Raw genomic sequence first — 26,734 nt, 5'->3', positions numbered from 1 at the left:
GTCAAAAAAATTATAGCCGGGCGATGCTTTGTGCGGCGATGTAGCCGGTAGTCCAGGCATTCTGGAAGTTGAAGCCGCCCGTGATCCCGTCTATGTCGAGTATTTCGCCGGCAAAGAACAGGTTCGGTACCTTTTTGCTCATGAGGGTAGCCGCCTCCACTTCATTGAGCTGGATACCACCCGCCGTTACAAATTCTTCTTTATAAGTGGTTTTACCCTTTACCTGTAGCGGATAGGCACAAAGGTTGCGGATCAAAAGGTTCTGGGCTTTGGAGGGCAGCTCGCCCCAGCGGCATCCTGCCGGCACCTCCGATTGCGCTACCAGGAACTCCCAGAGGCGGGAAGGCAGCCCGTATGGGTTGCGGTGCTGTACCTGCTGTGCACCCAGGCTTTGCCGTCGTTGGCTGGTATCTGCTCTCAGCGTTTCTTCGTTGAAGTTGGGCAGCCAGCTGACCTGTATGTCGAAGTGCCAGGCTTTTTGCTGCAGCTCACGGGCGCCCCAGGCGCTCAGGCGCAGGACAGCCGGACCGCTGAGTCCCCAGTGGGTAATGAGCACCGGCCCATGCTCCTTCAGTTTGCTGCCGTTGATCTTAACCTGTGCCTCCGGCACGCTGATGCCCATCAGCGATACAATCGGATGCTGCGGGATATTGAAAGTAAACAGGGAAGGTACCGGCTCTGCGATGCTATGCCCGAGCGCTTCCAGCCAGGCAAACATAGCGGCCTTCGGATAGCCACCGCAGGCGACGGTTACATAGTCGGCCTGCAATTGTCTGCCGCCGGATAGCTCCAGGTGAAAGCCTCCGTTATGGCTTTCCAGGGCTTTGACCTCAGCGCGGAGGCGGATGTCGATAGCATACCGGGAAGCCTGCTGGAGCAGGCAATCGATAATGGTTTGCGAGGAATCGGTTACCGGAAACATACGGCCGTCAGCTTCTGCTTTCAGTGGTACTCCGCGGGCCGCAAACCAATCAATGGTATCCTGTGTGAAAAAGGTATGGAAGGTTTTCCTGACGAACTTTTCCCCACGAGGATATTTGCGCGCCATCTCGCTGATGCTGAAGCAGGCATGCGTCACATTGCAGCGTCCGCCGCCGCTGATTTTTACCTTACTGAGGAGCTTGTCCGACTTTTCCAGCAGGATCACCTTCAGCTGCCGGTTCATCGCTGCCGCATTGATGGCGCAAAAGAACCCGGCTGCGCCGCCACCGATCACCACCAGGGTCTTGCCTGTCTTATCTGCCATAGCCCAGGGCCTCGTAAATATAGGTTTGCGCTTTAAACCGCACCTTCAGGCTATTGATCAGCCCATTGTCGGCGGAGGGATATACACGGTTGGAGAGAAAAATAAAAGTGATGCCATTTTCAGGGTCGGCCCAGGCACAGGTGCCCGTGAAGCCCTGATGGCCGAATGTCGTCTTGCTGCAAAGGTCGGAAGCCGGTCCGCCATCGTCCCGCCCTTTCTCCGGTTTATCGAAGCCGTAGGCCCTGCGACTTATGCTGCTGCGGAAGCCGGTGAAGGTCTGCAGGGTTTCTTTTTTCAGGTAACGCTTACCCTTGTATTCACCGCCGTTGATCAGCATCTGGAGGATGACCGCCAGCTCGCGCACGTTGGAGAAGACGCCTGCATGACCGGCCACACCGCCGAGCATAGCGGTACCGGGATCGTGAACGTAGCCCTGCACCAGCTGGAAGCGGAAATACTGGTCGTTCTCGGTAGGTGCGCATTGCCGCTTCAGGCCCTTTTTCCATGGGTTATACATGGTATACTTCAGCCCAAGAGGGCGATAGAAGTTTTCGTAGACATATTGGTCTATGGGTTGCCCGCTAACGGCCTCCGCTACTTTTTCCAGGAAGTAAAAGTCCAGGTCGCTGTATACGTAGCGGCCGCGGTTGTCGAGGTTGCTGTTCAGTATCTCTTCCCATATGGTATCCCTGTAGCTGCTGAGCATGTAAAAGTTGGCGGCAACCGGTACGGTAAATTGCTTTTCTGCTGCCTTGCTGTACAAATCGCTCCTGGGGCTGCCGGTAAGCTTATCCACGGTTTCTTTATAGAAGGGGATAAAGGCCTTGAGGCCGGCCTGGTGCAGCAGCAGGTCCTTTATGGTGAGGTACGCTTTATCCGTTCCGTTGGTAAAAGGAAGATAGCTTTTAAGATAGGTATTGAGGTTGATCTTACCTTCTTCATACAGCTTCATGATGGCGAGGGTGGTGGCAGCAACTTTGGTTACCGAAGCAATGTCGTACAATGTCGTATCGGTGACCGGCTGGCTGCGGTCGTAGGTGAGGTAGCCGAAATTTTTCTGGTAAATGATCTCCCCGTCTTTAACTGCCATGATCTGGCAGCCGGGGAAAGCGCCCTGGCTGATGCAGGCGCGGATAAAGGCATCCAGGCTTTGCAGCGCAGCAGAATTGGTAACCGCAGCTGAAGCGTCGCCCTTGCCATGCAGGCTGTACACGGCATCGAAGTCGCCTGTATTTTTCAATGGGGGCAGGGGGGCTGCTGCCGCAGCCTTACCTTTCTTTCTGCCCGCCGCGCGTCCTTTTTTCTTTACGGCTGTTTTAGATGTTTTGCTGTGCGCAGATCTGCTTTTTCTTTTTTGCGCCTGCGCTTCGGGAGCATTGAGCAGCAGGCAGCAAGCCAGCAGGTAAAAAAGGATACGTTGCATCTAAGGTTTCGGATTTTCTGGATTTGCATTAGGGCGTGCTGCTGCTTTTGCTGCGCAGGGCTTTACCGGGAGACTACCTTTGGCTTTCAGCTTGCCGGTCAGCACTTCAAACACGGCTTCTTCCGTATAGTTGTCGTCCTCGTAGCCGATCAGCACACTTTTGGCGCTGCAGATGTTCTTCATCATGTAAGCGTTGCCCAATATTGCGAAGATCACATTTTTCTTTTGAGAAAGTTGCTGCAGGGCGGAAATTTGTACCGCATCGAGGCCGTAGTAGCCGTCTTTGCCGGGATAAAGCGCCAGCTCGTGTATGCCGACGATCACCACGCCGGTATCCCTCAGCTTCGCGATCATGGCTTTAACCTGGGCGGCGTTGCTCTTCTTCGGCAGGTTATTGGGCTCCAATGCAGGATACTTCTTCTTCAGCGCGTTGAAGAGGTAGGTACTCCCGGTACCATTCACATTGAGATAGCTTACTTTCGCACCTTTGCTGATCCGGGACAATAGCGCCGACTGGTCACGGACAAGGGTTACGGCGGCGCGGGCGATCTTCTCCTTCAGCTCATCGGTGCTTTTATTGAGGTCGGCGGTTACATTGTTTTCCTTAATGGGGCTGAACTGGTAAAGTCCTGCGTCATATTTGGCTTCCAGTATTTTTTTGACGCGGCGCTCCAGCTCGCTTTCTGTAACCTTACCGGTGCGCAGCGCCCATTGGATCTTGCTTATGGCAAGGGGGACATTCTGGGAAAAGAGCAGCACATCGTTGCCGGCCAGGAAAGCCCTCAGGTCTGTCTCTCCATCGGGATAATATTTGGTCAGGCCTTTCATGTCCAGAGCATCGGTAAAGATCAGTCCCTGGAAATGCAGGTCCTTGCGCAGCACACCCGATATCACTTTAGGCGATAGGGTAGAAGGCAGGTTCTTGCTGTCGTCCAGCGCCGGCACGCTCAGGTGGGCGATCATAACGCTTTGTACACCGGCGTTGATCAGCTGTTTAAAGGGATAAAATTCCAGCGCCTCCAGCTCCTCCCTGCTCTTTTTGATCATGGGCAGGTCCAGGTGCGAATCCACGGCGACATCGCCATGGCCGGGAAAATGCTTGGCGCAGGCCATTATGCCTTTATCCTGCAGGCCTTTCATGTAGGCAATACCCAGGCGCGACACCCATTCCTTGTCCTCGCCGAAGGAGCGGAAATTGATCACCGGGTTTTTAGGATTGTTGTTGACATCGACTACCGGTGCAAAGTCTATATGTACGCCCAGCCGGTGGCATTGATCAGCTATAGCGCTACCCATAGCATACATAAGGGTTGTGTCGCGGGTGGCGCCGATCATCATCTGTTTGGGCATGTTCCTGACGCCTGTCAGCCGCATGCCCAACCCCCATTCGGCATCCATACCAATGAGCAGCGGAACAGGGCTTAGCCGCTGCATACGGTTGGTCATTCTGGCCTGGGCTTCACCATTGCCCTGCATAAAGATAAGGCCGCCGACCTGCCCGTTTTTCACCAATTGCTCGATCTTGTCCTGGTTGGCCTTTTCACCACCGCTGTAAGCGGCAACCATAAACAGCTGCCCGATACGTTCGGTCTCGCTCATGGAATGATAGATGCTGTCGATCCAACGGCCTTTGAACTGGAAACGTTGCGCGTGGGTTGTAGTGGCGCCAGCCAACAGGAGAAGGCAAAGTGCTTGTAAACGGTACTTCATTATCGGTATGGTTTTTTTTGTAGTCAGCAGGTACGGTCAATAACATACAAATGTATACGTGTATGACGATATTTTTATCTGTATCATTGGTTGAAAGATACAAAACTGCGTTAATGTTCGCTTTGCAGGTTTAGGGAACAAGAAAATATTTCTCGCCCGGGTAAGGGTTTGGGTGGCTTGCCTGTGTCTTAAGCACAATTGAGTCCAAGATCAATTGTCTTTGATCGCTTTTTTTAAATGTATTGAAAAGTTATGAAGTCAGCAGGACTAAAATGCCCGCTTGCTACACTTCTAAGAACACAAGGCAGGAGTTATTCGATAAGCACGGATGACGATGAAAAGAAAAGCTATAGGCGCCCGGGTGCACGGGCGCCTATTTTTTTAAATGTATTTAATTTTAAAACAGAATAAAATAATATTATTATTAGCACTATCCTTATTGTTTGTTTTGCTGTCTTTCCCAATAACTGAACATTTATCCTAAAAACTCAGAGCTATGAAATTCAAATTTCTCTTCCTCCTGACAGGTCTGCTGACCGTATGTGGGTTGGTGCAGGCACAATCTGTAAACCTTGTACTGACCCAGGCTCCTTGTAATGCCAACGGCGTTGTTACCGCCAACTTTTCCGGCCTGGTTCCGCCACTGCTTGTTTCCTGGAATATCTTAGGCGGAACGCCTGTTGTACACAGCAACGTGAGTGGATCGTCTGATGTATTGAACGGCTATGCAGGAGAGGCATTCAGCCTCCTGGTCCAGGACGCCAACGGTGCAACTGCCGATGCTTATTTTCCCGGCGCCCCACCGTTCAATCTTTCCGTCAACGTAGTCAACAGTATTTGCCCGGCGCCGGGTTCGGCAACCGTATCGGTGGCCGGCGGCACAGCGCCTTTTACCTATGCCTGGATGCTTTCCGGCAGCAGCGCGGTTGTGAGCACGGCCAACCCGGCCAGCCTGCCGGGTGGCCAGTACGAGGTAAAGGTTACAGATGCCAATGGCTGCGCCTTCACCTTGAGGGATTCTATTTTCGTATATTCCGAAGCGCCTTTCAACTATACGGTCAACGCGACGACGGCCAGCTGTACCAATGGTACTGCAACCGTAACCGGTATTACAGGGAGCGGAACACCGCCATATAGCTATCTCTGGTCAAACGGAGCCACTACACCGGCGATCACCGGCCTGAGCCAGGGATTTTATAATGTTACGGTGACTGATGCGAATGGTTGTTCACGGCAGCAGTACAAGCAGGTCACCCAATCGGTTACGATCAATGCCAATACTACCGTTACTCCGGCGACCTGTTTGCAGAATAACGGTGCGATCATGTCTTTCGGATCAGGCGGCATGCCTCCCTATAGCTATTTGTACAGCAATGGCGGAACCACTCAGAACCAAACCGGCTTACCTCCCGGCAATTATAACGTGACCGTAACCGATGCCAACGGTTGTACCGGTACCGGCTATGCTTATATTGCGGTAACCACGCCCGTAAATGTCACCTACACGGCAAACGCCAGCTCCTGCACGGTAGCCAATGGTTCTGCCACCCTGAGCGTATCCGGCGGGCAGGCGCCTTATACCGTATCCTGGAATACTTTCCCCGCCCAGTCGGGCCTTACCGCCAGCAACCTGGCGCCCGGCGATTACGGATTTACCGTAACCGATGCCAATGGCTGTATCCGTACCGGCACCGCCCATGTGCCACCGGTCAATATCATCACAGCGACGTTGTCCGGTAGCGCTGCAACCTGCTTGTCGGCCAATGGTACCATTAATCTTACCGCTTCGGGCGGCACCAGCCCGTATACCTATCTGTGGAGCAATGGCGCAACCAGTCAGAACCTTACCGGCCTGGCTGCCGGAAGCTACACGGTGACTGTTACGGATGCTGCAGGCTGCACTGTTTCCAGGTCCAGGTCTGTACAAACCTCATCGCCGGTCGGGATAGGTTTATCCAGTGTGCCGACTTCCTGTCTGTATGCCACCGATGGCAGCGTCACTGCTTCCGTATGGGGTGGTACTACTCCCTATACTTATAATTGGAGCAACGGGCAGACCGGCGCTACGATCACAGGGCTTAGCGAGGGCAATTATACCCTTGATGTAACCGATGCCAACGGATGCCCGGCCAGTAATTTTACCTATGTAGGGCATGGCAGCGGCACCGCCTGCTATTGTACCGTTACCGGTACCATTTTCCACGACCTGAACAACAACTGTGTTAAGGATGCGGGCGAGCCGGGTATTCCTAATATCCAGGTCCATTGCTCGGGCTTCGGCTATGCCTATACCAACGCTGCGGGCGTATATACCTTCCTGCTGCCTTCCGGAACCTACACCCTCTCCGAGTCTGTACAGTCCATGTATCCCCTGGCCGCCTGCCAGAACAATGCCATTACGGTTAACGTTACAGCGGCATCCGGTTGTACGCAAACCTTCAACTTTGCCAATTCTATTAATCCCTTACATGACATTCACATCAGCACCTGGAACAGCAGCGCTGTGCCGGGAAATCCGTACCTGCAGACATGTATTATCAGCAATGATGGCACGGCTACAGAAAATAATGTGCTGGCTACTTATTTTAATGATGGTCAGTTGGGCGCAGTAAGCTTTTCTCCCGCGGGTATCTTTGCCCCGGTAAGCGGCCAGTACCACAGCACTGCGGGCAACACGGTGCCTGTACCGGCTCCCGGTACTGCGCAAGCGTTCCATATCAGCTACAATGTACCCACCAATATTCCCATGGGGACCGGATTACTGTTCCGCGATACAGCTGTGAACGCCGCTCCTGTCGGCAACTGGCTGAACGATTATACGCCCTGGAATAACGTGAGTGCGCTGAATGCTACTGTGGTCAGCTCCTTTGATCCCAATTTTATGGAAGTGAGCCCCAAAGGGGAAGGCCCGATGGGTAATATCACCCGGGAAGATTCTGTACTGGAATATATGACCCATTTCCAGAACCTGGGTACCTATAAAGCGCAGAAAGTTGTGGTGATCGATACGCTGGATCCCAGCCTGGACTGGTCTTCCCTGCGCCCGGTATACAGCTCACATAAGGCTAAGGTGTCCATCAGCGAACAAGGCGTGCTGAAGTATACATTCGACGATATCAACCTGCCGGCTAAGATGTATGATGAAAGCGGCAGCAACGGTATGTTCACTTATACCATCAGGCAGAAACCCAATCTGCCTTTGGGTACGCAGATATGGAACAAAGCAGGTATCTATTTTGATTACAATGAACCTGTCATTACCAACCAGGTGCTCAATACGCTCTATAAGCCTACCGGCATCGAGAATCCTGGCAGCAAGGATCGTCTCTCCTTTGCACTCTATCCCAACCCGGCAACGGCTTCCTGCACCATCCTGGTGGAAAACAAAGCAGCTAATGCTGAAGCTCACCTGAACGTTACCGATGTCAGCGGCAGAGTATTGCTGAACAGGTCCCTGCACTTGCAATCCGGCAAACAGCTTATTAGCATGAATACGGCTTCGCTTGGCGCAGGTGTATACTTTGTCAACCTGGAGATTGCCGGCAGGAAAAGCGCGCAGAAGCTCGTCATCATCAAATAAGCATCGTAATTGTATCTTAATAAGCATAAAAGAGAGACCAATTGTACATTGGTCTCTCTTTTGTTTTGCTGAAGCAAAAGTGCTGTAAGCGCACTATGCCTGGCTAAGCAGGATCAAGATCGCATGCCAGGCCGCAGCTCGAAAGTATCCTGGTGATGGTTCCGCCGCCGCCGGCCGCCAGGCGCTGGTGGCCCTTGCTTAAATTTCCGAGCTTCAGTTTCTTCAGCGATAGCTTTGCGACTTCTTTTTTCTTTTTCATAAAATTGATGTTTAGTGAAGATGCAAATTACAATGCCGGATCAGAGAAATAAATTCATGAAAACCCTGATTTTTTTATCCAAGGAAAACAATTAGCCGATCATGCAAAAAAAGCAGCAAACTGAAATTTGCTGCTTCTGGTCTGGGTTGTGTTGTCAATTATGGCCGTTATTTCAGCTCATCCAGCATTTTCTGATAGCCGAACATCTGGTCGCGTAATCTTGCGGCTTCCATGAAGTCCATATCCTTTGCCGCTTTTTCCATAGCTTTTTTAGTCTTTGCAATGATCTTTTCCAGCTCGGGCTTGCTGAGGTAAGCCACGTCATCCTCTGCAACGGCCTGCAGCGGCGTTTCCTCTATTGTGGCATAAGGACTGTTCTCATCATACCCTTTAACATCAAGTACTGAGGTCTGCTTCATGATCTGCTCTACCGATTTCCGCACTGTCATCGGGGTAATGCCATGCTCCGCGTTGTAGGCCATCTGCTTGTTCCGCCTGCGGGTAGTTTCATCGATCGTACGCTGCATGCTCTCCGTGATCTTATCGGCATAGAAGATCACCAATCCCTCGGCATTCCGCGCAGCGCGGCCGGCCATCTGGGTCAGTGAGCGCTCATCGCGCAGGAAGCCTTCTTTATCTGCGTCGAGGATCGCCATCAGCGATACTTCAGGTAGGTCCAGCCCCTCACGCAGCAGGTTTACCCCTACCAGCACATCGATATTGCCCAGGCGCAGGTTGCGCAGGATCTCCACGCGTTCCAGCGTGTCCACTTCGGAATGTATATAGCGCGAGTTGATGTTGATCCGTTGCAGGTATTTGTCCAGCTCTTCCGCCATCCGTTTGGTGAGGGTGGTCACCAGCACGCGGTCCCCTTTCTTTACCCGCTTATCGATCTCTTCCAGCAAGTCGTCGATCTGGTTCACGGAGGGCCTTATCTCGATAGGAGGGTCCAGGAGACCCGTGGGGCGCACCACCTGCTCTACCACGATTCCTTCGGAATGCTCCAGCTCATAAGCGGCAGGCGTGGCGCTCACAAATACCACCTGGTTCACCATGCTTTCAAATTCGTAAAAATTCAGGGGCCGGTTATCCAGCGCCGAAGGCAGGCGGAAGCCGAAGTCTACCAGGTTAAGCTTGCGGGAACGGTCGCCGCCGTACATGCCGCTGATCTGTGGTATGGTCACATGGCTTTCGTCCACGAAGAGCAGGAAGTCTTTCGGAAAATAGTCGATCAGGCAGAAGGGCCTGGCGCCAGGGCGGCGGCGATCGAGGAACCGGGAATAGTTTTCGATACCGTTACAATAGCCCAGCTCCTGTATCATTTCGATATCGTAGTTCACCCGCTCTTTAATGCGTTGTGCCTCGATATGCTTGCCTATGCTTTTGAAGTATTCGACCTGGGCATTCATTTCGTCCTGGATCTCGTGTATGATCTGTGCCATCTGGTCTTTGGGCGCCATATACATGTTGGCCGGGAAGATGGCCGCATGCTGCATTTTGCCGATCCGTTTGCCGCTTTCTATCTCGAAGCTCTCGATCTCTTCGATCTCATCGCCGAAGAAAGTGACCCTGTAGCCATAGTCCACATAGGGCAGGTTAATATCGACCGTATCGCCCTTGACACGGAAGGTGCCCCGGGTAAAATCGCCCTGGCTGCGGCTATACAGCGAATTGACCATTGCATGCAGAAATGTATTGCGCGGTACCTTATCGCCGGTAGCGATGCGGATAATGCCGTTCTCATATTCGGTAGGATTACCCATACCGTAGATACAGCTCACAGAAGCCACGACCAGTATGTCCCTCCGACCGCTCAACAGGTTGGTGGTCGTGCGCAGCCTCAGCTTCTCCAGCTCCTCATTGATCGCCAGGTCTTTTTCAATATAGGTATCGCTTACCGGCAGGTAGGCTTCCGGTTGGTAGTAATCGTAGTAGGATACAAAGTATTCAACGGCATTGTCGGGGAAGAACTGCCGGAATTCGCCATAGAGCTGGGCTACCAGTGTTTTGTTATGGGTGAGTACCAATGTCGGCTTCTGTACTTCCTGTATGATATTGGCCATAGTGAAGGTCTTGCCCGAGCCCGTCACCCCCAGCAGGGTTTGGAAGCGTTCGCCCTCTTTGACGCCCTCACTGAGCGCCTTTATAGCGCCGGGCTGGTCGCCGGCAGGTTGGTATGGTCGTTCGATCTGAAACATAGATAACGAAGTTAAGAAGAATAGTGGAGCTGTTTGTTGTAGATCATCCGGACCGATGAGGCCCCGGCAGAAGATCTGCTGGACAGTAACCGTATCTTATGTTAATGAGCTGTATTGATGGAGTTCATCGAACATAGCTCCGACAGTACAACCGTTTTAAAAAGTATCGGGGCAACCCACAAAGGATAGCCCCGATACTTTATATTCAAATCCAGGATTATGGGATCAATGCTGTACCATGATCTTCCTGGAAATGGTGGCCTTATCGCTACCAATCTTCACCAGGTAAGTGCCATTGGCATATCCCTTCATATCAAGGGCGTAATCGCCGTTGCCTGCATTGCCGATCCTGTAGCTGGCTTTTGCCGAACCGGTAATGTCGTACACGGTCACGTTGAGTTCAGCTGCCCGGGGCAGATTAACTTTTATGCGCAAAGTACCGTTTACTACCGGGTTGGGGTAGAGTGTTATGCTTTGCTCCAGCGTATGCTGCTCCTGGCCGATGCCGGTCACGCCATCGTTTTTTCCTTGCTGGCAACTGCTCGCAGCCAGGGCATTGGTAGTGATGGCGCCTGTATTATTGGGATCCAGCCAGGGTTTCAGCTGCCTGTTGGCAGCGCCATTGCCTTCAGGATATTGCCAGTTGCGGGAAAATTTGCTGTACACGATGCTGGTTGCATTCATCGACTTGGGTTGGCCCTTTCCATTTACGCCCTGCGGGCAGGCCTGGATATTGGGCGCGCCGGAGAGATCGCCTACCAGCCGACCATTAACATCGAACAAACCGCTACCGGACGAGCCGCCTTCTATACCACCTTCGGTAAAGTTAAGCCTCCAGTGTGTGTTGGGTGTAGTAAACTGATTGAAGGTGCCGCTGCCGGAGATGCTGGTACCTTTCGAGAGCTTTTTGATGTCGCCAGCCGGGTGGTGGAAGCCGATATAAGTAGTATTGCTGGCTGGAAGCGTTGTTGCGCGGTTCCACCCGGCCAGGTATGCGCCATAGGCCGATGGTACGCTTTGGTTAAGCCGGAGCAGCATAAAGTCACCGATAAGCGACGAGCTGCTGGCGTTAAAGCTGGAACGGGAGACGAAGGTAGCGCCGGTCACGGTCTGGGTATTGGGTGCATTACCCGTACCGGCGCAATCGGGTGTTTCAAAATTGAAATAGAATATACATTGGGCAAAAGTGCTGTTGGCAGTGCTGTTACTGCTCTCACAATGAGAAGCCGTGAGGAAATAGGGCTGGCAATCGGCGCTGGTATTGTTTACCAGGGTACCGGTACATAATCCAACATAGCTGTTATCTAATGGGGAAATAATACGGGCTGTCGCTTTACGCTGGTTGGGATAGTTGCTTCCCTGCGGACAGATCGCATTGATCTGACATACCGAAGAGGAGCCCTGCAGCCAATCTGCGGTAAGCACATAGTCTTCCGCGTATTGCGCTAAATAATCGACAGCGCGGAACATTACCGCAGCTTCATTGATATGCCATTGGATGGCTTCAAGTACAACACCCTTGTCAATATCCAGTTCAAAGTTTACCACGCCTCCCTGAACTTCCTGGGTGGCGAACAAACCCTCCCGGGCATTATTGGCCTCGGTATAAGCTCCCAGTATCTGCCTGTTATTGGCATTGGTCAGGAAGTACTTTACGCCTTGGGGGAGAGAAAAACGATCGTAGTAGAATAGGAGTCCGGGTACCTTGCCGGCATCTATTTGTGCGCGCCATATCCTGCGGCCGTCAGATAAGGTAATCAATGTGCCGGACCCGGGGAAGGAAATATCTACCGGGATCCGTTTTCCACAGCGATAGGGTGCAGGATCGCGTAGCGATAATTCTTTGTCTTCTGACAGAAAAGTCTGCAGATCCGGTGCTTTGTAATACACCGGTGTCACCGGCTGTGTCAGCCTTTGCGCTTCATCTGATACCAGTCTTAGCGGAAGGCCGCCTTCGCTGATCTGTGCGCCCGACATTTTTGCGAACGCAAGCAAGGAAAGTGTCATGAATACTTTTCTCATAGAAAATACATTTAAGGACGTTTGGTAATAAAATATACATCAAAGTAATCCAAAAATAATTCGCATGCTAAAAATATTTATTTTTTAACACTTGGTAGTACTTGTATTTGTTATCTGCGAAATGAATTTAAAGAGCAATGTTATAATTGCATAATGTAGGCAATTCGGGGTTTGGCCATTGTTGGCGGGTTGATTACCGGTATCGGCAGCAATACGAAGAAGCCCGGTCATCGACCGGGCTTCTTCGTATTGCTAATAAACGGATGAGTTATCTTATCAGCGTTACCGTTCCCGATCTTCGGTAGCGTTCCTGGGTATTGGCGCAAACGGCGTCTACCTCCCATACATACACGCCCAGGGGAGCTTCTTTTCCGTCTACAGTACCGTCCCATTTGCCCTGCGCATCTGTAGTGGTAAATACTTCTTTACCCCAGCGGTCATATATCTTGAAGTAGTTGATCTTCACAAATTGCTGGTTGAGCAGCCCGAACCTGCCAGTGCCGTAGCTGCTGGCGGGTTTGAAGGCATTAGGCAGGTGAATATCGTCGCAGGGCATTGTCACCTGTACCGAATCAATGGCTTTGCAGCCGTCGGTATTCGTGATGTTCAGGTAATAAGTAATGTCATAAGGCGGTCTTGCTGTCGTTACCGGGTTGAAGCGCGATCCGGTAAACCCGATATCCGGTGTCCATTCATAAGTGTATTGGGTGCCTATGGTCGTACCGGAGCCGCCGAGTATGGTGCTGGAGCCGTCGCCTATCGTGCGATCGGGACCGGCGTCGGCAACGATTTTGCTCACCTTTACATTTATAGGATTCTTTACAATACAGTTAAAATCATAGTAAGTAGTTACCGTGTATTCGGTGGTCATTACCGGGTTCACTTTTACAAACTGGCCGGACAGGGTATCTATACGGTAATCAGGCGCCCATTTGAAGCTGTCCGCTCCGAAAGAAAGCGCAGATAGCTGTACGGTATCGCCCTGGCAGATCATGGTGTCGCGGCTGATGGTCAGTGGCGGATGTGCATAGACATAAACCTGCTCGCAGTCGGTGCGCACGGTAGGCAAGCCTTCATCAATGGTTAGGAATACGGTATGCAGACCTGGCTCTGCGATTTTGAAGGACGGCGGCAGGCGGAGGTCGGAGTAAGCGGGGGTAGCGATGTTGCAGGAATTGAAGATCACCTTGCTCACGGAGTTGTCGGCATTGGTCGATAGCAGGTAGAGCGCTCCATTGTCGCGGGCAACACCGGTCATGCACAGCGGCTGGGCAAATCCGGAAACGTTGCCGTGGTTGACGGCTGTGGGCGGGTTGGCAATCGACACATCATCCCACTTCAGCGTCACCAGGCTGGCGGTGCCGTAGTTAACCACGAACGCATAATAAGCATTGCAATCACGGGTTACAGCGATACCTACGGGAGCATTGATACGATTGCCCATGTTGCCGAGATCGACTACGAAGGGCGTATTGGTCAGCGAGTTACCGAAGGAAATGCGGTTGACGCTATTGGTAGTGCGGTTGGTGATCAGCAGGTGCCAGTTGTCCAGCTCGACAAGGCCGGTCACAGCAGTAACATTGGCGAAATGGCCGTCGATATTTCCCAGGTTTTCGAGGGTGGGGGTATTGGCCAGGTCATTGCCGAAGGCCAGGCGGATCAGCTCATCCTTTTTGGTAAAGGTAAATGCGAACCAGTTATCGCCCTGCTTGGCCATAAATAAATGCTTCGGGCCATTGAGGCCGCCGCCCAGGCCGCCCAGGTTCACTTCTGTAGGCATGGATTTCAAACCGTTCTCATTAAAATCGTAACGGACCAGCCTTGAATTGCTGCTGTCGGTGCCGGCTACCACAAAGAGATGCCACCTGCCGTTATTGGCCAGGTACAGGCCGCCGGGATTGGCCAGGTTGTTATTGATGCCGGTAATCATCGACGGGGTACCGTTCAATCCTTCGGCATACTTCATGCGCACCACACCAGAGGCGGCATTGATATGAAAAGTATAGTTTGCGCTGTCGTCTTCCGCTACAATAATGCCTTTTGTATTGTTCATGGACAACACCGGGCCAATATTGTTGCCGGTGGGTGTACCGGAGAGATCAGGCGGACAGAAAGTCCAGAAATAATTGCTCGCGGTCTGAATAATGTTAAAAGGTACTATTTCATGCCCGTTACAAACCGTATCCGGCAACTTGAAAAGATTGGGGTCGGTCTGTGCCTGCACTTTCCCCAGGGAAACCAATAAAAACAATAATGACGAAGCAAGTAAAAGTAATCTTTTGCTCATACCGGAGTTTATGAAATCGAAATAAAGTACACGAATTAAATATGGTTTTCAAGCACCAGGCACCCTTCACGAAAAGTTTGGCTAATGTAATAAGTTTATTGGAGACTTTTGCAAACAATTATTAATTTTATTTCCAAAATATTAGGAATCATGATGAAACGAAAACACCAAAAGGTTGTTTTAATGATTGCGGCTGTGGCGCTATCTGCAACCACCGTCCTGGCTAAGGATGGTATGTGGCAGCCCACCCAGCTGAAAAGACAGGAATCGGATATGCAGAAGTTGGGGATGAAGATCCCGGTGGAGCGGCTGTATAATGACAGCGGTACGGGGCTCAACAATGCTGTCGTGCTTTTTGGCAAAGGCTGTACCGGCGAGCTGGTATCGGCCAGTGGCCTGCTGTTTACCAATCATCATTGCGCCTATGGTGCCGCTCAGTCGCTGAGCACCGGCGACCGGAATTTCCTGGTCGATGGTTTCTGGGCTGCGAGCCGCGAGGCTGAGCTGCCTTGTCCCGGCCTCACCGTCAGCATCGTGAAAAAGACAGAAGATGTTACGGAGTACGTGCTAAAGGGCCTCACCGATACCATGCCCGAAGCGCTTCGCAGCAGCCGCATTAAAAGCCGCATATCGGAGCTGGAAAAGGCCTATCACAACCTGAGCCAGCTTAAGGCGGAGGTAAAATCCTTTTACAGTGGTAATCAATATCAGATCGTGCTGAGCGAGGTGTTCAGCGATGTGCGCCTGGTGGCTTTTCCTCCCAATGGAATCGGCAAATTCGGCGCCGATACCGACAACTGGATGTGGCCGCGCCAGACAGGCGACTTCGCTGTGTTCCGCGTGTATGCCGGTAAAGACAATAAGCCGGCGCCTTACAGCGTGGCCAATATACCTTACAAGCCCAAGGTCTTTTTCCCTATCAATACTTCCGGCTATAAGGAAGGTGATTTCACCATGGTCTACGGCTTTCCTTTTCAGACACAGGAATACCTTAGCTCCTACCAGCTGAACCAGATCCAGTATATTTCCGATCCGATCCGTATCGAAGCCCGGGAAAAGCGCCTGGGTGTGCTCGACGAAGCCATGCGCAGCAATCCCGCTATTTTTCTGAAGTATGCCGCCAAGCAATCCCGGCTCAGCAATGGGTATAAGAAATGGAAAGGCGAGGTGCTAGGACTCAGCAATAATGATGTGGTGGGCAAAAAGCTGCGTTATGAGCGGTTGTTTGAAGAAGCTGCCGCAGGCAATAAGGACAATCCCGGCGACCGCATGCTGCTGCCGCTGATCCAGGTAACGGTGAGTGGCAGCGACAACGCGCTCATCGCTTCGGAGTATACCCAAGAGACTGTGCTGGGTGTGGAAGCGGTACAGCAATCGGCCCAGCTGGCCAGGGTGCTGGCCCTTTATCGCTCCGCGCTTCCCGCCGATGTGCTCAGCGACAGCCTGCAGCAGATCAGAAGGGTAATGGACGAATTCTATAAGAATTATGATGCGTCCACCGACCACAAGGTGTTTGACGCGCTGGTGCCGCTGTACCTGAAGCAAGGCGAGCAGGTAGTGGCGCCCCGGATGAAAGCCCTGATGTATCATTCCGGCAACAACACTGTGTCCTGGGGTAACAATGTGTTCAGCAACAGCATCGTCGTAAGCCAGGAACGCATGAATGAGCTGCTCGACAACGCCAGGCGTGGTGATACTATGCTGATCAGGCAGGACCCGGCTTTCCAGATCTATGAGGCGGTTACCGCTTTCCAGAAGGAAAAGATCGATCCCGTGCTGCGGCGCTACAACGAGCGGATCGCACCGCTTAACCGCCTGTATATGAAACGCCAGATGGAATACCTCAACAGCGGTAAGGCTTACTGGCCCGATGCCAACCAGACCTTAAGGCTCACTTACGGGCAGGTGGAACGTGTAGATATTCCCGGCAGCAATATTTACCAGACTACGCTGGACGACCTGATCCCCAGGCATAATGCTTCGGTGGCCGAATTCGATATCCCCCAGGAACTGCGAAATCTCTATCAGGCTAAAAATTATGGCAGATGGGCGGTGAACGGCACCGTTCCCGTTAACTTCATCGCCAGCAACCATACCAGCGGTGGCAACTCGGGCAGCCCTGTGCTGAACGCCAAAGGAGAGCTGATCGGCATTAACTTCGACCGTATCTGGCAGGGCACCATGAGCGACCTGTATTATGATCCGGCTGTATGCCGCAATGTAGCGGTGGATATGCGTTACGTGCTGTTCATCATAGAAAAGTACGGTAACGCCGGCTGGCTGCTGAAAGAAATGAAGCTCACCAAGTGACACCCATTAAATCAATGTAAAGTTTTACGACCTTTGCGTTGGAACCGGGCCGCTTCCAAGCGGCCCGGTTTGCTGATCGCTCATTCATAACGATAAAGGCCTTAAAAGATTCCCCTTGAAGAAAATAGCATTGATACCGGCCCGTTACGCGGCCACCCGGTTCCCCGGAAAACTGATGCAAAAGCTGGGCGACCAGACCGTAATTTTGTCCACATACCGTTCCACTGTACAAACCGGCTTGTTTGACGATGTGGCCGTTGTCTGTGACAGCGATATCATTTATAAAGAAATTACAGGCAATGGCGGCAAGGCGGTGATGAGCCGTAAGGAGCATGAATGCGGCACCGATCGTATCGCCGAAGCGTTGAAAGCCTTTCCGGACGCGGAGATCATTGTAAATGTGCAGGGCGATGAACCTTTTACGAGCAAGGAGCCGATGGAGAAATTGCTCGGTGTGTTTGAAGGTGATGCCGGCGCACCGGTGCAGGTGGCTTCGCTGATGCAGATGCTCAGCGATCCCGCTTCCATAGCCGATCCCAACTATGTAAAGGTGGCGGTCGATCTTCAAGGCAACGCTTTATTCTTTTCCCGTTCGCCTATCCCATATCATCGCGACAAACAGACCAACCCCATCTATTACGAGCACATCGGGATCTATGCGTTTCGCCGCCAGACGCTGATCGACTTTACGCAATTGCCGGTAAGCCCCCTGGAAGCTGCCGAAAAGATCGAATGCCTCCGTTACCTGGAAAACGGCATCCGTATGAAGATGGTGGTGACGGAATACATGGGCGTTGAGATCGATACGCCGGAAGACCTGGTCAAAGCGGAACAGTATTTGCAGAACAAGGGGTAAAATTCCAAAATCCAAATACTCAATACTCAATACCCAATACCTAATACCCAATACCAACCTCTAATATCTAACCTCTAATAGCTAACGTCTAATATCTAACCTCTCATAATGTCTTTCAGAAATTTCAAAATGGTGGATTACGTGGTCTATGGCCGCGGTTCACTCAACCAGCTGGATGAAATACTGGCGCCACAACGCAAAGGCGATGCGCCGATGATCTTTTTTGTAGACCAATTCTTTGCCGGCAACAATGCCTTCCTGTCGCGCCTGCCGCTGCGGGGTAAAGACAAAGTGGTGCTGATCGATGTGACGCACGAGCCTAAAACCACTTATGTCGATGCCCTGAAAGATGCCCTGAAAGCTGAATTCGGCACGGTAAGCGGTATTGTCGGTATCGGCGGCGGCAGTGTGATGGATATGACCAAAGCGGTATCCCTGATGATGACCAATCCCGGTTCATCGGCCGACTACCAGGGCTGGGACCTGGTAAAGCTGCCCGGTGTGTACAAAGCCGGTATCCCTACCATATCGGGTACAGGCGCCGAAGTAAGCCGCACCACGGTGCTGACCGGTCCCGTACGCAAGCTGGGCATGAACTCCGATTATACCCCTTTCGACCAGATAGTGCTGGATCCCGACCTGCTGAAGACCGTCCCCGTCAACCAGAGGTTCTATACGGCCATGGATTGCTTTATCCATTGCGTGGAATCACTTACAGGTACTTACCTCAACGCTTTCAGCAAAGCTTATGGCGAAAAGGCGCAGGACCTCTGCGAAGAGATCTTCCTGCATCGCTCCGACTGGGACGAGACTTCCGACGAGAAGCTGATGATGGCTTCTTATGCGGGAGGCATGAGCATTGCCTATTCGCAGGTGGGTGTGGCGCATGCGGTAAGCTATGGCTTGTCGTACCTGTTGGGTACCAAGCATGGTATCGGCAACTGTATTGTATTCGATAAACTGGGGGAATTCTATCCGGAAGGCGTGGAAAAATTCAAAAAGATGGTGGCCCTGCATAACATCGAAATTCCGCAAGGCATTACCAAAGGGCTTTCCGACGCTGATTTCGATAAGATGATCGATGTATCCTACGGCTTGCCGCCGCTTTGGGAAAATGCGCTGGGCAAGAACTGGAAAGAGCAGATGCCCAAAGAAAGGCTGAGAGCGCTGTATGAGCAATTCTAAAGCTTTTAGCTGCGCTATCGCATGTAAAATCGCATGTAAAAATATAGAAGCCACCTAAGGGTGGCTTTTTTTATGTCCGGCATTGATGAATGTGCTTAGATATCTTGCTTTTTTAGGCAAAAGCATAAGATCCGGCACGGAAAGTCCTGTCTTTCATGGTTAATTAATGTGAAGTGTGAAAGGAGATATGGATGGAATAACGTTATTTTTACATTTTACAGATAATGATTTTTAATATTGGGAAAAAGATGTACCACAAGGCCAAAAGTCGAATCCGGGATATAAGGGAAAAAGCCATGGGCATGGCGATCATGGGGCTATTGCTCTGTTGTGCGCTACCGGCGCGCGCCAATCATATTTTTGGCGGTGAGCTGTTTTACACCCATATCAGTGGCAATACTTATAAGGTAACGATGGTGCTGTACGGCGATTGCTCCAACACCGGCTCATTTGGCAATCTTCCTCTGAATACGCCGGAGGTGGACTTGTTCAATGGCGCCTCTTTTATCCAGACACTCATACTAAACCCGCAAGGAGGCAGCGGGGTAGAGGTATCGCCCGTATGTCCCGATGAGATGGGCAGCACCGCTTGCGTCAATCCCTCCAATCCCCTGCCAGGTGTAAAGAAATTTATTTATGCGACCAATGTTACCCTCAGCGGTCCTTCAGCGAACTGGCGTTTCGTAGCCAACGGCAACCTGGGCATGCTCAATCAGATGGGGCGCAGTTCCGGCATTACCAATGTTGTGGGCGCCGGGGGCACGATCATTTCCCTGGAAGCTACACTGAACAACCTTGCCGCGTCAAACTCTTCTCCCACTTATACCACGATCCCCACACCTTTTTTCTGTATCAATAAGCCCCAGGAGTTCAACCAGGGCGTTGTCGACGGGAATGGCGACAGCCTTGCTTTTTCCCTGGTGCCCGGTATGGATGCCACGGTCAGCGCTCCGGTCAGCTATATTGCGCCGGCCACGGCCACTGCGCCTCTGTTGTGCGCCCCGGGTACCTTTACCTTCAGCAACCTCACCGGCCAGCTCAGCTTTACGCCCAATGCGGTGCAGAAGGCGCTGGTGGTGGGAAAAGTAACCGAATACCGCGGCGGCATCGTGGTCGGTACCAGCATGAGGGAAATGACCTTCGTAGTGCTGAATAATTGTAACAATAATCCGCCCAATGGCACGATCGTTAACCCAATGAACGGTACCTTAGTGAATGGCACCACCATAAAGGCCTGCAGCAATGCAGGCACGCTCAGCTTCAACATCAGCACCACCGATCCTGATGGCGACAATGTTACTCTTTCAGTCCAGGGCGTCCCTGCCGGCGCGGTAACCAGCATCACCAGCAACGGCACACCTTCGCCGGGGCTTGCTTTCAGCTGGAACCTGAATGGCGTGGCCCCCGGCACTTATAATTTTTATGTTACTTTCATCGACGACGGTTGCCCGCTGGTGAGCAAGCAGGTGGTCGCCTATACCATACAGGTAATGCCTTTGCCCGGTATACAGTTCGCTTTGGTATCGCCGGCGACCTGTGTGAAAAAAGCCGTGTTCAATATTACTCCCCTGGGCACCGATGCACCCTATTCCCTCAAGGTAGACCAGGGCACTACCACCGTGCTGACCCGCAATAATATTACGAGCCTTATCACAGACAGTGTTCTGGCGGGCACCTATAACTTCCGGGTTACAGGCGCAGGCGGTTGTTACCGGGATACAACGATCACTTTTGTGCAAACATCCAGCATTTTTCCGCAGATCAGCTGGACACAGCCGTTCTGTCCCGGCGGCAACACCGGCACCATTACGGTGACGGCTACGGGAAGCAATCCGCCCTTTGAATATGCTGTCAATGCCTTACCCTATGGAACGGCCAGCACCCTGAGCGGCTTTGCGGCCGGCAGCCACACCGTTCATGTGCGCGATGCCGTGGGCTGTATCAAAGACACAACCATCACCATCACCAACCCACCGGGAATGAGCCTGAGCCTGAACATTAAGAAGCCGGTGTGCAGCCCCGTAAGCAATGGCCAGGTTATCGTATCGGCAACCAATGGAACGGCACCCTACCAATATGCCATCAATGCCGGTGCTTATTCGGCCAGCAATACCTTCGGCGGTCTGGCTACCGGTACGCATGTATTGCATATCAAAGATGCCCATGATTGTATTAAAGACACGACCATCACGCTCGTAGACTCCCTGCACATGGCGCTTTCGCTGACCCTGACGCAGCCGCTCTGCTTCGGCAATACCAATGGCGCCATCGTGCTGAATCCCTCGGGTACGACAGCACCCTACAGCTTCGCCATGGGGACCGGGCCTTTCGCCGCTTCCAATGCTTTCACCGCATTGGGTGCGGGAACTTATGTCTTCCATGTGCGCGACCAGAACGGTTGCCTTAAAGATACGATCGTGGCCCTGGGACAACCTACGCCGCTGGCCTTTGACCTGTCGCTTACCCATGTGCCTTGCTTCGGTACCGATGGTGGTGCCGTAAACGTCAGCGCTTCGGGCGGTACACCCGCCTACCAGTATGCTGCCGATGCCAGCGCTTTCCAGCCGGGCGCCCTGGTGGGCAACCTGGCAGCCGGCAGCCATGTGGTCCATTTAAAAGACAATAACGGCTGCCTGAAGGATACGACCATTGTGCTGACGCAACCGGCCAGCGCGCTGGGCTTCAGAACCGTAACCCTGACCGATCCGACCTGCGAAGGCTTTACCGACGGCCGCGTCAGCTTTACGGCCGCGGGGGGTACTCCGCCGTACAGCTTTGCCGTGAACGCCGGTCCCTTTGCGGCTTCCGGCAATTTTAACGGACTTACCGAAGGCAGCTATGTGCTGCACCTGAAAGATGCGAAAGGTTGCATACACGATACCACGATCACACTGACCGGCTTCCCGCATATCCTTATCGACGAGGTGACCCTTACCGGGCCGCTGTGCTTCGGCGGCGGGGATGGCCGGCTGGCTATAACGGCAAGCGGCGGCCGGCCGCCGTTCTCTTACCAGCTGAGCGGCAGCGCCAACTGGCAGGCTGGCGCTACTTTTGACAACAAAAGAGCGGGTGAATATGTGATCAGGGTGAAGGACGGCAACCAATGCATTAAAGACACTACGGTCACGCTGGGCCAACCGGCGCGGCTGGTAGTGGATACTTCTTTTATCGGCAACGATTGCAACGGCGTAGATGATGGCGGCGTGATCGAGGTGACCGTCAGCGGTGGCACCGGGCCTTACCAGTATGCCTGGCAGCACGATGCTTCCCTGCATGAAGCCAAGATATCCGGGCTGGTCAATGGTCGCTATCGTGTGCAGGTAACCGATGCCCATGGCTGTACCGATTCGGCCACTGTAGATATCCTGTATAATAATTGCTGCACGCCTTTTATTCCCAATGCCTTTACACCCAATGGCGACGGACACAACGACCAGTACAGGGTGGAATACAAAGGGGATATGGACCTGAAAGAAATGCATATCTACAACCGTTACGGGCAAAGGGTATTCTCCAGCGCCTATGTGGGCAAGACCTGGGACGGCACCTTCAATGGCCAGGCGCTGGACAATGGCACCTACTATTACTATATCCGCATCCTGTGCGGTAATGTGCGGAAAAAGGAGCTGGTCTTTAAAGGCGATCTTACATTGATCCGTTAGCAGTGGCTAGCCTAAGATGTCTAGGATGGTATAACGGTTCCCGTTGAGGCTGATTTCAGTTCCGGGGACAGTGCCCAGCAGCAAGCTTCCCAGCGGCGATTGCGGAGAGAGAGCATATACGGTATGCCCCGCTATTTCCACTTTGCCCAGGGCGATGCTGATAAAGAAGCAGCCTTTGGATGTCTGCACCAGGCTACCGGGCATTACAGGTGCTCCCGGTGTGCCGTTGAGGTGTTCCAGCGCGGCCCTCTGCTCCAGCAAGGCGCCGAGCTGGCGGTCTGCATTTTCCTGCTCGATATGGACCATAGCGCGGCCCGTCTCATATTTATCCCCGGCAGTGCTTTTCGTTTCCTGCTTCAGGCTTTCCAGCAGGCTGTCACGATGCTGCTGTAGCGCAGCGATCCTGTCGTCGAGCAGCTTTAGGAGGTGCCGGTATACTTCTTGTCTGGAAAGGCTCATGTCAGAATGCTTGTACGATATCGTTGAGGTCCTTTGCCTGAAAGGGCTGCATGGCCGTGCTGTCCAGGTGGAAAAAGGCCAGCCGGAAGCTGCTGTCCCTGATACGGCTGCCGATGTAAGCTGCCATATCTTCCAGGTCTTCCGTACAGGGCTGCTCGAAGCGGATCTCCTGTCCTGCTTTCAGGCGATAGCCGCCCTTGATGCCCGTTTTCCCGATCCGGTACAGGTTGCCTTTGACCGGCTTCAGCTCGTCCCGGCCGAATTGCTCTTTGGAAAGGTTATATAAAATGCCTTTGAACTGTTCCTGTTCAAACAGCACCGCCCAATGATAGGTTGGCAGCGCCACATCGAGGGGCAGGGGATACAAGGCCAGCCGTTTCAGGTATTGCCGGGTTTCTTCCGGATCCAGGATAGAATTGTGTCCGCCATAACGGGTAAGATTGCCCATGTTGTACACCATCAGCAGTCCCTTGTCTACGGGCGGCAGGCCGCTGGCCGAAACATATTTGACCTGGTGCAGCCTTATGGTGCAGGACAACAGCCGGTCTTTGAAGAAGGGGCGTTGCTTCAGCTGCTGCAACAGCGAGAAGTAAAGATTGGCGCTGCTGCGGGTCCAGTCACAATCCAGCTGCAGCTCGGCCGGCGCGATACCATACCGGCTGCAGAGCTGGCCTGCAAGGGTGTCGATACGGGCGGCCAGACCGGGCAGGTCCTCTTCCTTCAGCCGGGTGAGACAGGATTGTGTCAGGTAGATGACGGGGATGTATTGCAGCGTTGTGTCCCTGATGCTGTCCGATTGCAGGATGCCCAGCGGAATAGCTTGTTGCCGCCGCTCGTCCCAGCTCACATCGAACAGGCGCAGGTAAAGGGTCCGTACGCCGGTAGCCCGGATCAGCTGTTGTTCGTAGGCGCCGGTGCGAAAATTGGTTTTCCAAAAATAGAAAGCTGGTGCGATCTCTTTTTTCTTCGGCTGTGTGCAGCCGGCCAGCGCGAGGAACAGCAAAAAGCCCGGAATAATGGCTATCCGGGCTCTTTGGGAAAAATATGGTTTTCTTCCGGTCATGGAAAAAAGAAGTATTTATTTGCTGAGGTGCATGCTTCTTTCCTTGTACAAGGTACGAAACCAGGGATCGCGCAGGTTTTTGATGAAGCGGATGGCCTCGCCGGTACTCTTCATTTCTGGGCCCAGCTCCTTGTTCACATTGGGGAATTTGTTGAAGCTGAACACGGGTTCTTTAACCGCATAGCCTTCCAGCTTTTTATCAATGGTGAAATCTTTCAGCTTCTTATCGCCCAGCATGATCTTGGTTGCGATATTGAGGAAAGGTACGCCGTAAGCCTTGGCGATAAACGGTGTGGTACGGCTGGCGCGCGGGTTGGCTTCGATCACGAAAACTTTACCATCCTTGATGGCATACTGTATATTGATGAGCCCGCGGATATTGAGCTTCAGGGCAATCTTTTTGGCAATGTCCACCATCTCTTCTACTTCCAGCTTGCCCAGGTTGAATACCGGCAATACCGAATGGCTGTCGCCGCTGTGGATACCGGCCGGTTCTATATGTTCCATGATGCCCATGATATGCACTTCCTCACCATCGCAGATGGCGTCGATTTCGGCTTCCTGGCAGCGGTCGAGGAAGTGATCGATCAGGATCTTATTGCCCGGCAGGTGCTTCAGCAGGCTCAGTACGCTTTTTTCCAGCTCATCGTCGTTGATCACGATACGCATGCGTTGTCCGCCCAGTACATAAGAGGGACGCACCAGCACCGGGTAGCCCACTTCGTTGGCTACCTCGATCGCATCGTCAGTAGAGTAAGCGGTGCCGTATTTGGGGTAGGGGATATTCAGCTCTTTCAGCAGGTCGCTGAAGCGGCCGCGATCCTCGGCGATATCCATATCGTCGAAGGAAGTACCGATGATCCTTATGCCTTTCTCATGGAGGCGCTTGGCCAGCTTCAGAGCGGTTTGACCGCCCAGCTGGACAATCACGCCTTCGGGCTGCTCGTGCTCGATGATCTCCCAGAGGTGCTCCCAGTATACCGGCTCAAAGTAGAGCTTGTCGGCAATGTCAAAGTCCGTCGATACCGTTTCGGGATTGCAGTTGATCATGATCGCTTCGTAGCCGAGCTCTTTGATCGCGATCAGGCCGTGGGTGCAGCAATAGTCAAATTCGATACCCTGGCCTATGCGGTTGGGGCCGCTTCCCAGTACAATGATTTTTTTCTTTTGAGAAGGAATGGATTCGTTATGTAACATTTCGATTTAGGAATTCATTGTCAGCTGCAGGCGCCACCCCGCAAAATGCACCGGCGCAGCGGGGCTATACACCTACCATCAGCGGCATCAGCAGCATCAGCAGGTCTTCGTTACCGGTCTTCTCTACCGGGCGGAAGATGCCGGCGCGTGAAGGCATGCTCAGCTCCAGCCTGATCTCTTCGCCTTCCATATTGTTCAGCATCTCGATCAGCAGCTTGGCATTGAAAGCGATCTTCATATCGTCGCCGGTGTACTGGCAGCTCAGCTGCTCTTTGCCTTCATAGGAGAAGTCGATATCTTGTGCGCTGATGTTGACCGTATTGCCTACGATATCGAAAACGACCTGGCTCGTGCTCTTATTGGCGAAGATGCTCACGCGGCGCAGGGAGCTGATGAGGTCCGCGCGGTTGATGGTCAGGTTGAACGGGTTATCGGCCGGAATGACAGCCTTGTAGGGCGGGAATTTGCCCTCGATCAGGCGGCAGCTCAGGCGTATCTTATTGTTCTGGATAAACAGGTGGCTGCTGTTGTACGATACTTCCAGCGGGCTTTCATCCGAAGGAATGATGTTTTTCAGCTGTTGCAGCGGCTTGCGCGGAACGATGATGCCGCCTTCTTCGGGACAGCTGATGTCGTTGCGGGTCAGCTTCACCAGGCGGTGCGCATCTGTGGCCACGAAGGTGATGCCATCCTGTGCCAGCTCGAAGTACACGCCGGTCATAGCCGGGCGCAGGGTATCGGTGCTGGTGGCAAAAAGGCTTTTGTTGATTGCTTCGCCCAGGCGCAGGGAAGGCAGGGTAAAGGAGGTCGCGTCGTTGGGTTGCGGCTCCTTGGGATATTCGTCGGCTTTTTCGCCGCCGATCTTGTATTTACCCGTATTGCTGGAGATCTCGATCGAGCTGTCGTCTTTGTTGATGGTAAAGTGTACCGGCTGTTCGGGCAGGTTTTTCAGGTATTCCAGCAGGATTTTGGAAGGAATACAGATGCGGCCTGTTCGGGCATTGTCATCGGTATCGGTCAACTCGCGCTGGATCTCCATCTGCACCTTGATCATTGTTTCCATGTCGCCACCGGTAAGCGTAAGTGTATTGCCGTCCAGCTCAAACAGGAAGTCTTCCAGGATAGGTAGCACTACATTGGCGCTGATGATACCGCCCACAAGCTGCAAATTTTTCAACAAGGAAGTCGAGGAAACAATAAAGTGCATAGACTTATTTATAATTGATTATTGAATGGAGTTTGAATTTTGCGGCACAAAGATAGCTTTTTTGACGGTA

General features: G+C 52.6%; 16 protein-coding genes. 5 read left to right on the top strand and 11 right to left on the bottom strand.

The window, feature by feature from the left end; all coding sequences use genetic code 11:
- Positions 1-10: 10 nt before the first annotated feature.
- Genes DZC79_RS17415 through DZC79_RS17405 form a run of 3 tightly spaced genes read right to left on the bottom strand, consistent with a single transcriptional unit; the run spans position 11 to position 4,379 of the window.
- Positions 11-1,246 (bottom strand): BaiN/RdsA family NAD(P)/FAD-dependent oxidoreductase, encoded by a 1,236-nt coding sequence (locus DZC79_RS17415; RefSeq protein ID WP_118952893.1) that lies wholly within the window; start codon positions 1,244-1,246, stop codon positions 11-13.
- Positions 1,236-2,669, bottom strand: a complete 1,434-nt coding sequence (locus tag DZC79_RS17410; RefSeq protein ID WP_118952892.1) for a serine hydrolase domain-containing protein — start codon at positions 2,667-2,669, stop codon at positions 1,236-1,238. Before DZC79_RS17410 ends, DZC79_RS17415 begins: the two co-directional genes overlap by 11 nt.
- Positions 2,670-4,379 carry a glycoside hydrolase family 3 protein gene (locus DZC79_RS17405; RefSeq protein WP_118952891.1) on the bottom strand — a complete coding sequence of 570 codons (1,710 nt, stop codon included), beginning with the start codon at positions 4,377-4,379 and terminating at the stop codon, positions 2,670-2,672. It lies immediately after the preceding gene.
- A 496-nt stretch (positions 4,380-4,875) separates the two neighbouring features.
- Between DZC79_RS17405 and DZC79_RS17400 the strand changes: the two genes are divergently transcribed.
- Positions 4,876-7,959, top strand: a complete 3,084-nt coding sequence (locus tag DZC79_RS17400) for a DUF7619 domain-containing protein (RefSeq protein ID WP_118952890.1) — start codon at positions 4,876-4,878, stop codon at positions 7,957-7,959.
- A gap of 103 nt (positions 7,960-8,062) precedes the next feature.
- On the opposite strand, the gene DZC79_RS21365 is transcribed toward DZC79_RS17400, so the two are convergent.
- From DZC79_RS21365 to DZC79_RS17385, 4 genes are all read right to left on the bottom strand, one after another.
- A complete protein-coding gene (locus DZC79_RS21365) occupies positions 8,063-8,218 on the bottom strand; it encodes a hypothetical protein (RefSeq protein WP_157977237.1) in 156 nt (51 codons plus the stop codon).
- A 167-nt stretch (positions 8,219-8,385) separates the two neighbouring features.
- On the bottom strand, positions 8,386-10,416 hold the full coding sequence (gene uvrB / locus DZC79_RS17395) for an excinuclease ABC subunit UvrB (RefSeq protein WP_118952889.1): 2,031 nt from the start codon (positions 10,414-10,416) through the stop codon (positions 8,386-8,388).
- Between the two features lie 225 nt (positions 10,417-10,641).
- Positions 10,642-12,438, bottom strand: a complete 1,797-nt coding sequence (locus DZC79_RS17390) for a T9SS type A sorting domain-containing protein (protein ID WP_118952888.1) — start codon at positions 12,436-12,438, stop codon at positions 10,642-10,644.
- Positions 12,439-12,706: 268 nt separating this feature from the next.
- Positions 12,707-14,725, bottom strand: coding sequence for a T9SS type B sorting domain-containing protein (locus DZC79_RS17385; protein ID WP_118952887.1), 2,019 nt, complete (start codon positions 14,723-14,725; stop codon positions 12,707-12,709).
- Between the two features lie 150 nt (positions 14,726-14,875).
- On the opposite strand from DZC79_RS17385, the gene DZC79_RS17380 reads away from it, so the two are divergent.
- The 4 genes from DZC79_RS17380 (at position 14,876) to DZC79_RS17365 (ending at position 22,738) form a co-directional block, all read left to right on the top strand.
- Complete coding sequence (locus DZC79_RS17380; protein WP_118952886.1) at positions 14,876-17,035, top strand: S46 family peptidase; 2,160 nt, start codon at positions 14,876-14,878, stop codon at positions 17,033-17,035.
- 115 nt (positions 17,036-17,150) lie between these two features.
- Positions 17,151-17,891 (top strand): 3-deoxy-manno-octulosonate cytidylyltransferase, encoded by a 741-nt coding sequence (gene kdsB, locus DZC79_RS17375; RefSeq protein ID WP_118952885.1) that lies wholly within the window; start codon positions 17,151-17,153, stop codon positions 17,889-17,891.
- Between the two features lie 108 nt (positions 17,892-17,999).
- Positions 18,000-19,076, top strand: coding sequence for an iron-containing alcohol dehydrogenase family protein (locus DZC79_RS17370; protein WP_118952884.1), 1,077 nt, complete (start codon positions 18,000-18,002; stop codon positions 19,074-19,076).
- A 224-nt stretch (positions 19,077-19,300) separates the two neighbouring features.
- The gene (locus DZC79_RS17365) at positions 19,301-22,738 is read left to right on the top strand and encodes a T9SS type B sorting domain-containing protein (RefSeq protein ID WP_118952883.1); all 3,438 of its coding nucleotides are present in this window, start codon (positions 19,301-19,303) and stop codon (positions 22,736-22,738) included.
- A 6-nt stretch (positions 22,739-22,744) separates the two neighbouring features.
- On the opposite strand, the gene DZC79_RS17360 is transcribed toward DZC79_RS17365, so the two are convergent.
- The 4 genes from DZC79_RS17360 to dnaN form a co-directional block, all read right to left on the bottom strand.
- Complete coding sequence (locus tag DZC79_RS17360) at positions 22,745-23,197, bottom strand: hypothetical protein (RefSeq protein WP_118952882.1); 453 nt, start codon at positions 23,195-23,197, stop codon at positions 22,745-22,747.
- Between the two features lies 1 nt (position 23,198).
- Complete coding sequence (locus DZC79_RS17355) at positions 23,199-24,260, bottom strand: hypothetical protein (RefSeq protein WP_118952881.1); 1,062 nt, start codon at positions 24,258-24,260, stop codon at positions 23,199-23,201.
- Between the two features lie 15 nt (positions 24,261-24,275).
- Complete coding sequence (locus tag DZC79_RS17350; RefSeq protein WP_118952880.1) at positions 24,276-25,457, bottom strand: carbamoyl phosphate synthase preATP-grasp domain-containing protein; 1,182 nt, start codon at positions 25,455-25,457, stop codon at positions 24,276-24,278.
- Between the two features lie 64 nt (positions 25,458-25,521).
- A complete protein-coding gene (gene dnaN / locus DZC79_RS17345; protein WP_118952879.1) occupies positions 25,522-26,664 on the bottom strand; it encodes a DNA polymerase III subunit beta in 1,143 nt (380 codons plus the stop codon).
- Positions 26,665-26,734 lie beyond the last annotated feature (70 nt).

This window comes from Taibaiella helva, assembly GCF_003545695.1.
Lineage (GTDB): Bacteria > Bacteroidota > Bacteroidia > Chitinophagales > Chitinophagaceae > Taibaiella > Taibaiella helva.
This window is presented reverse-complemented; position numbering and strand designations above follow the sequence as displayed.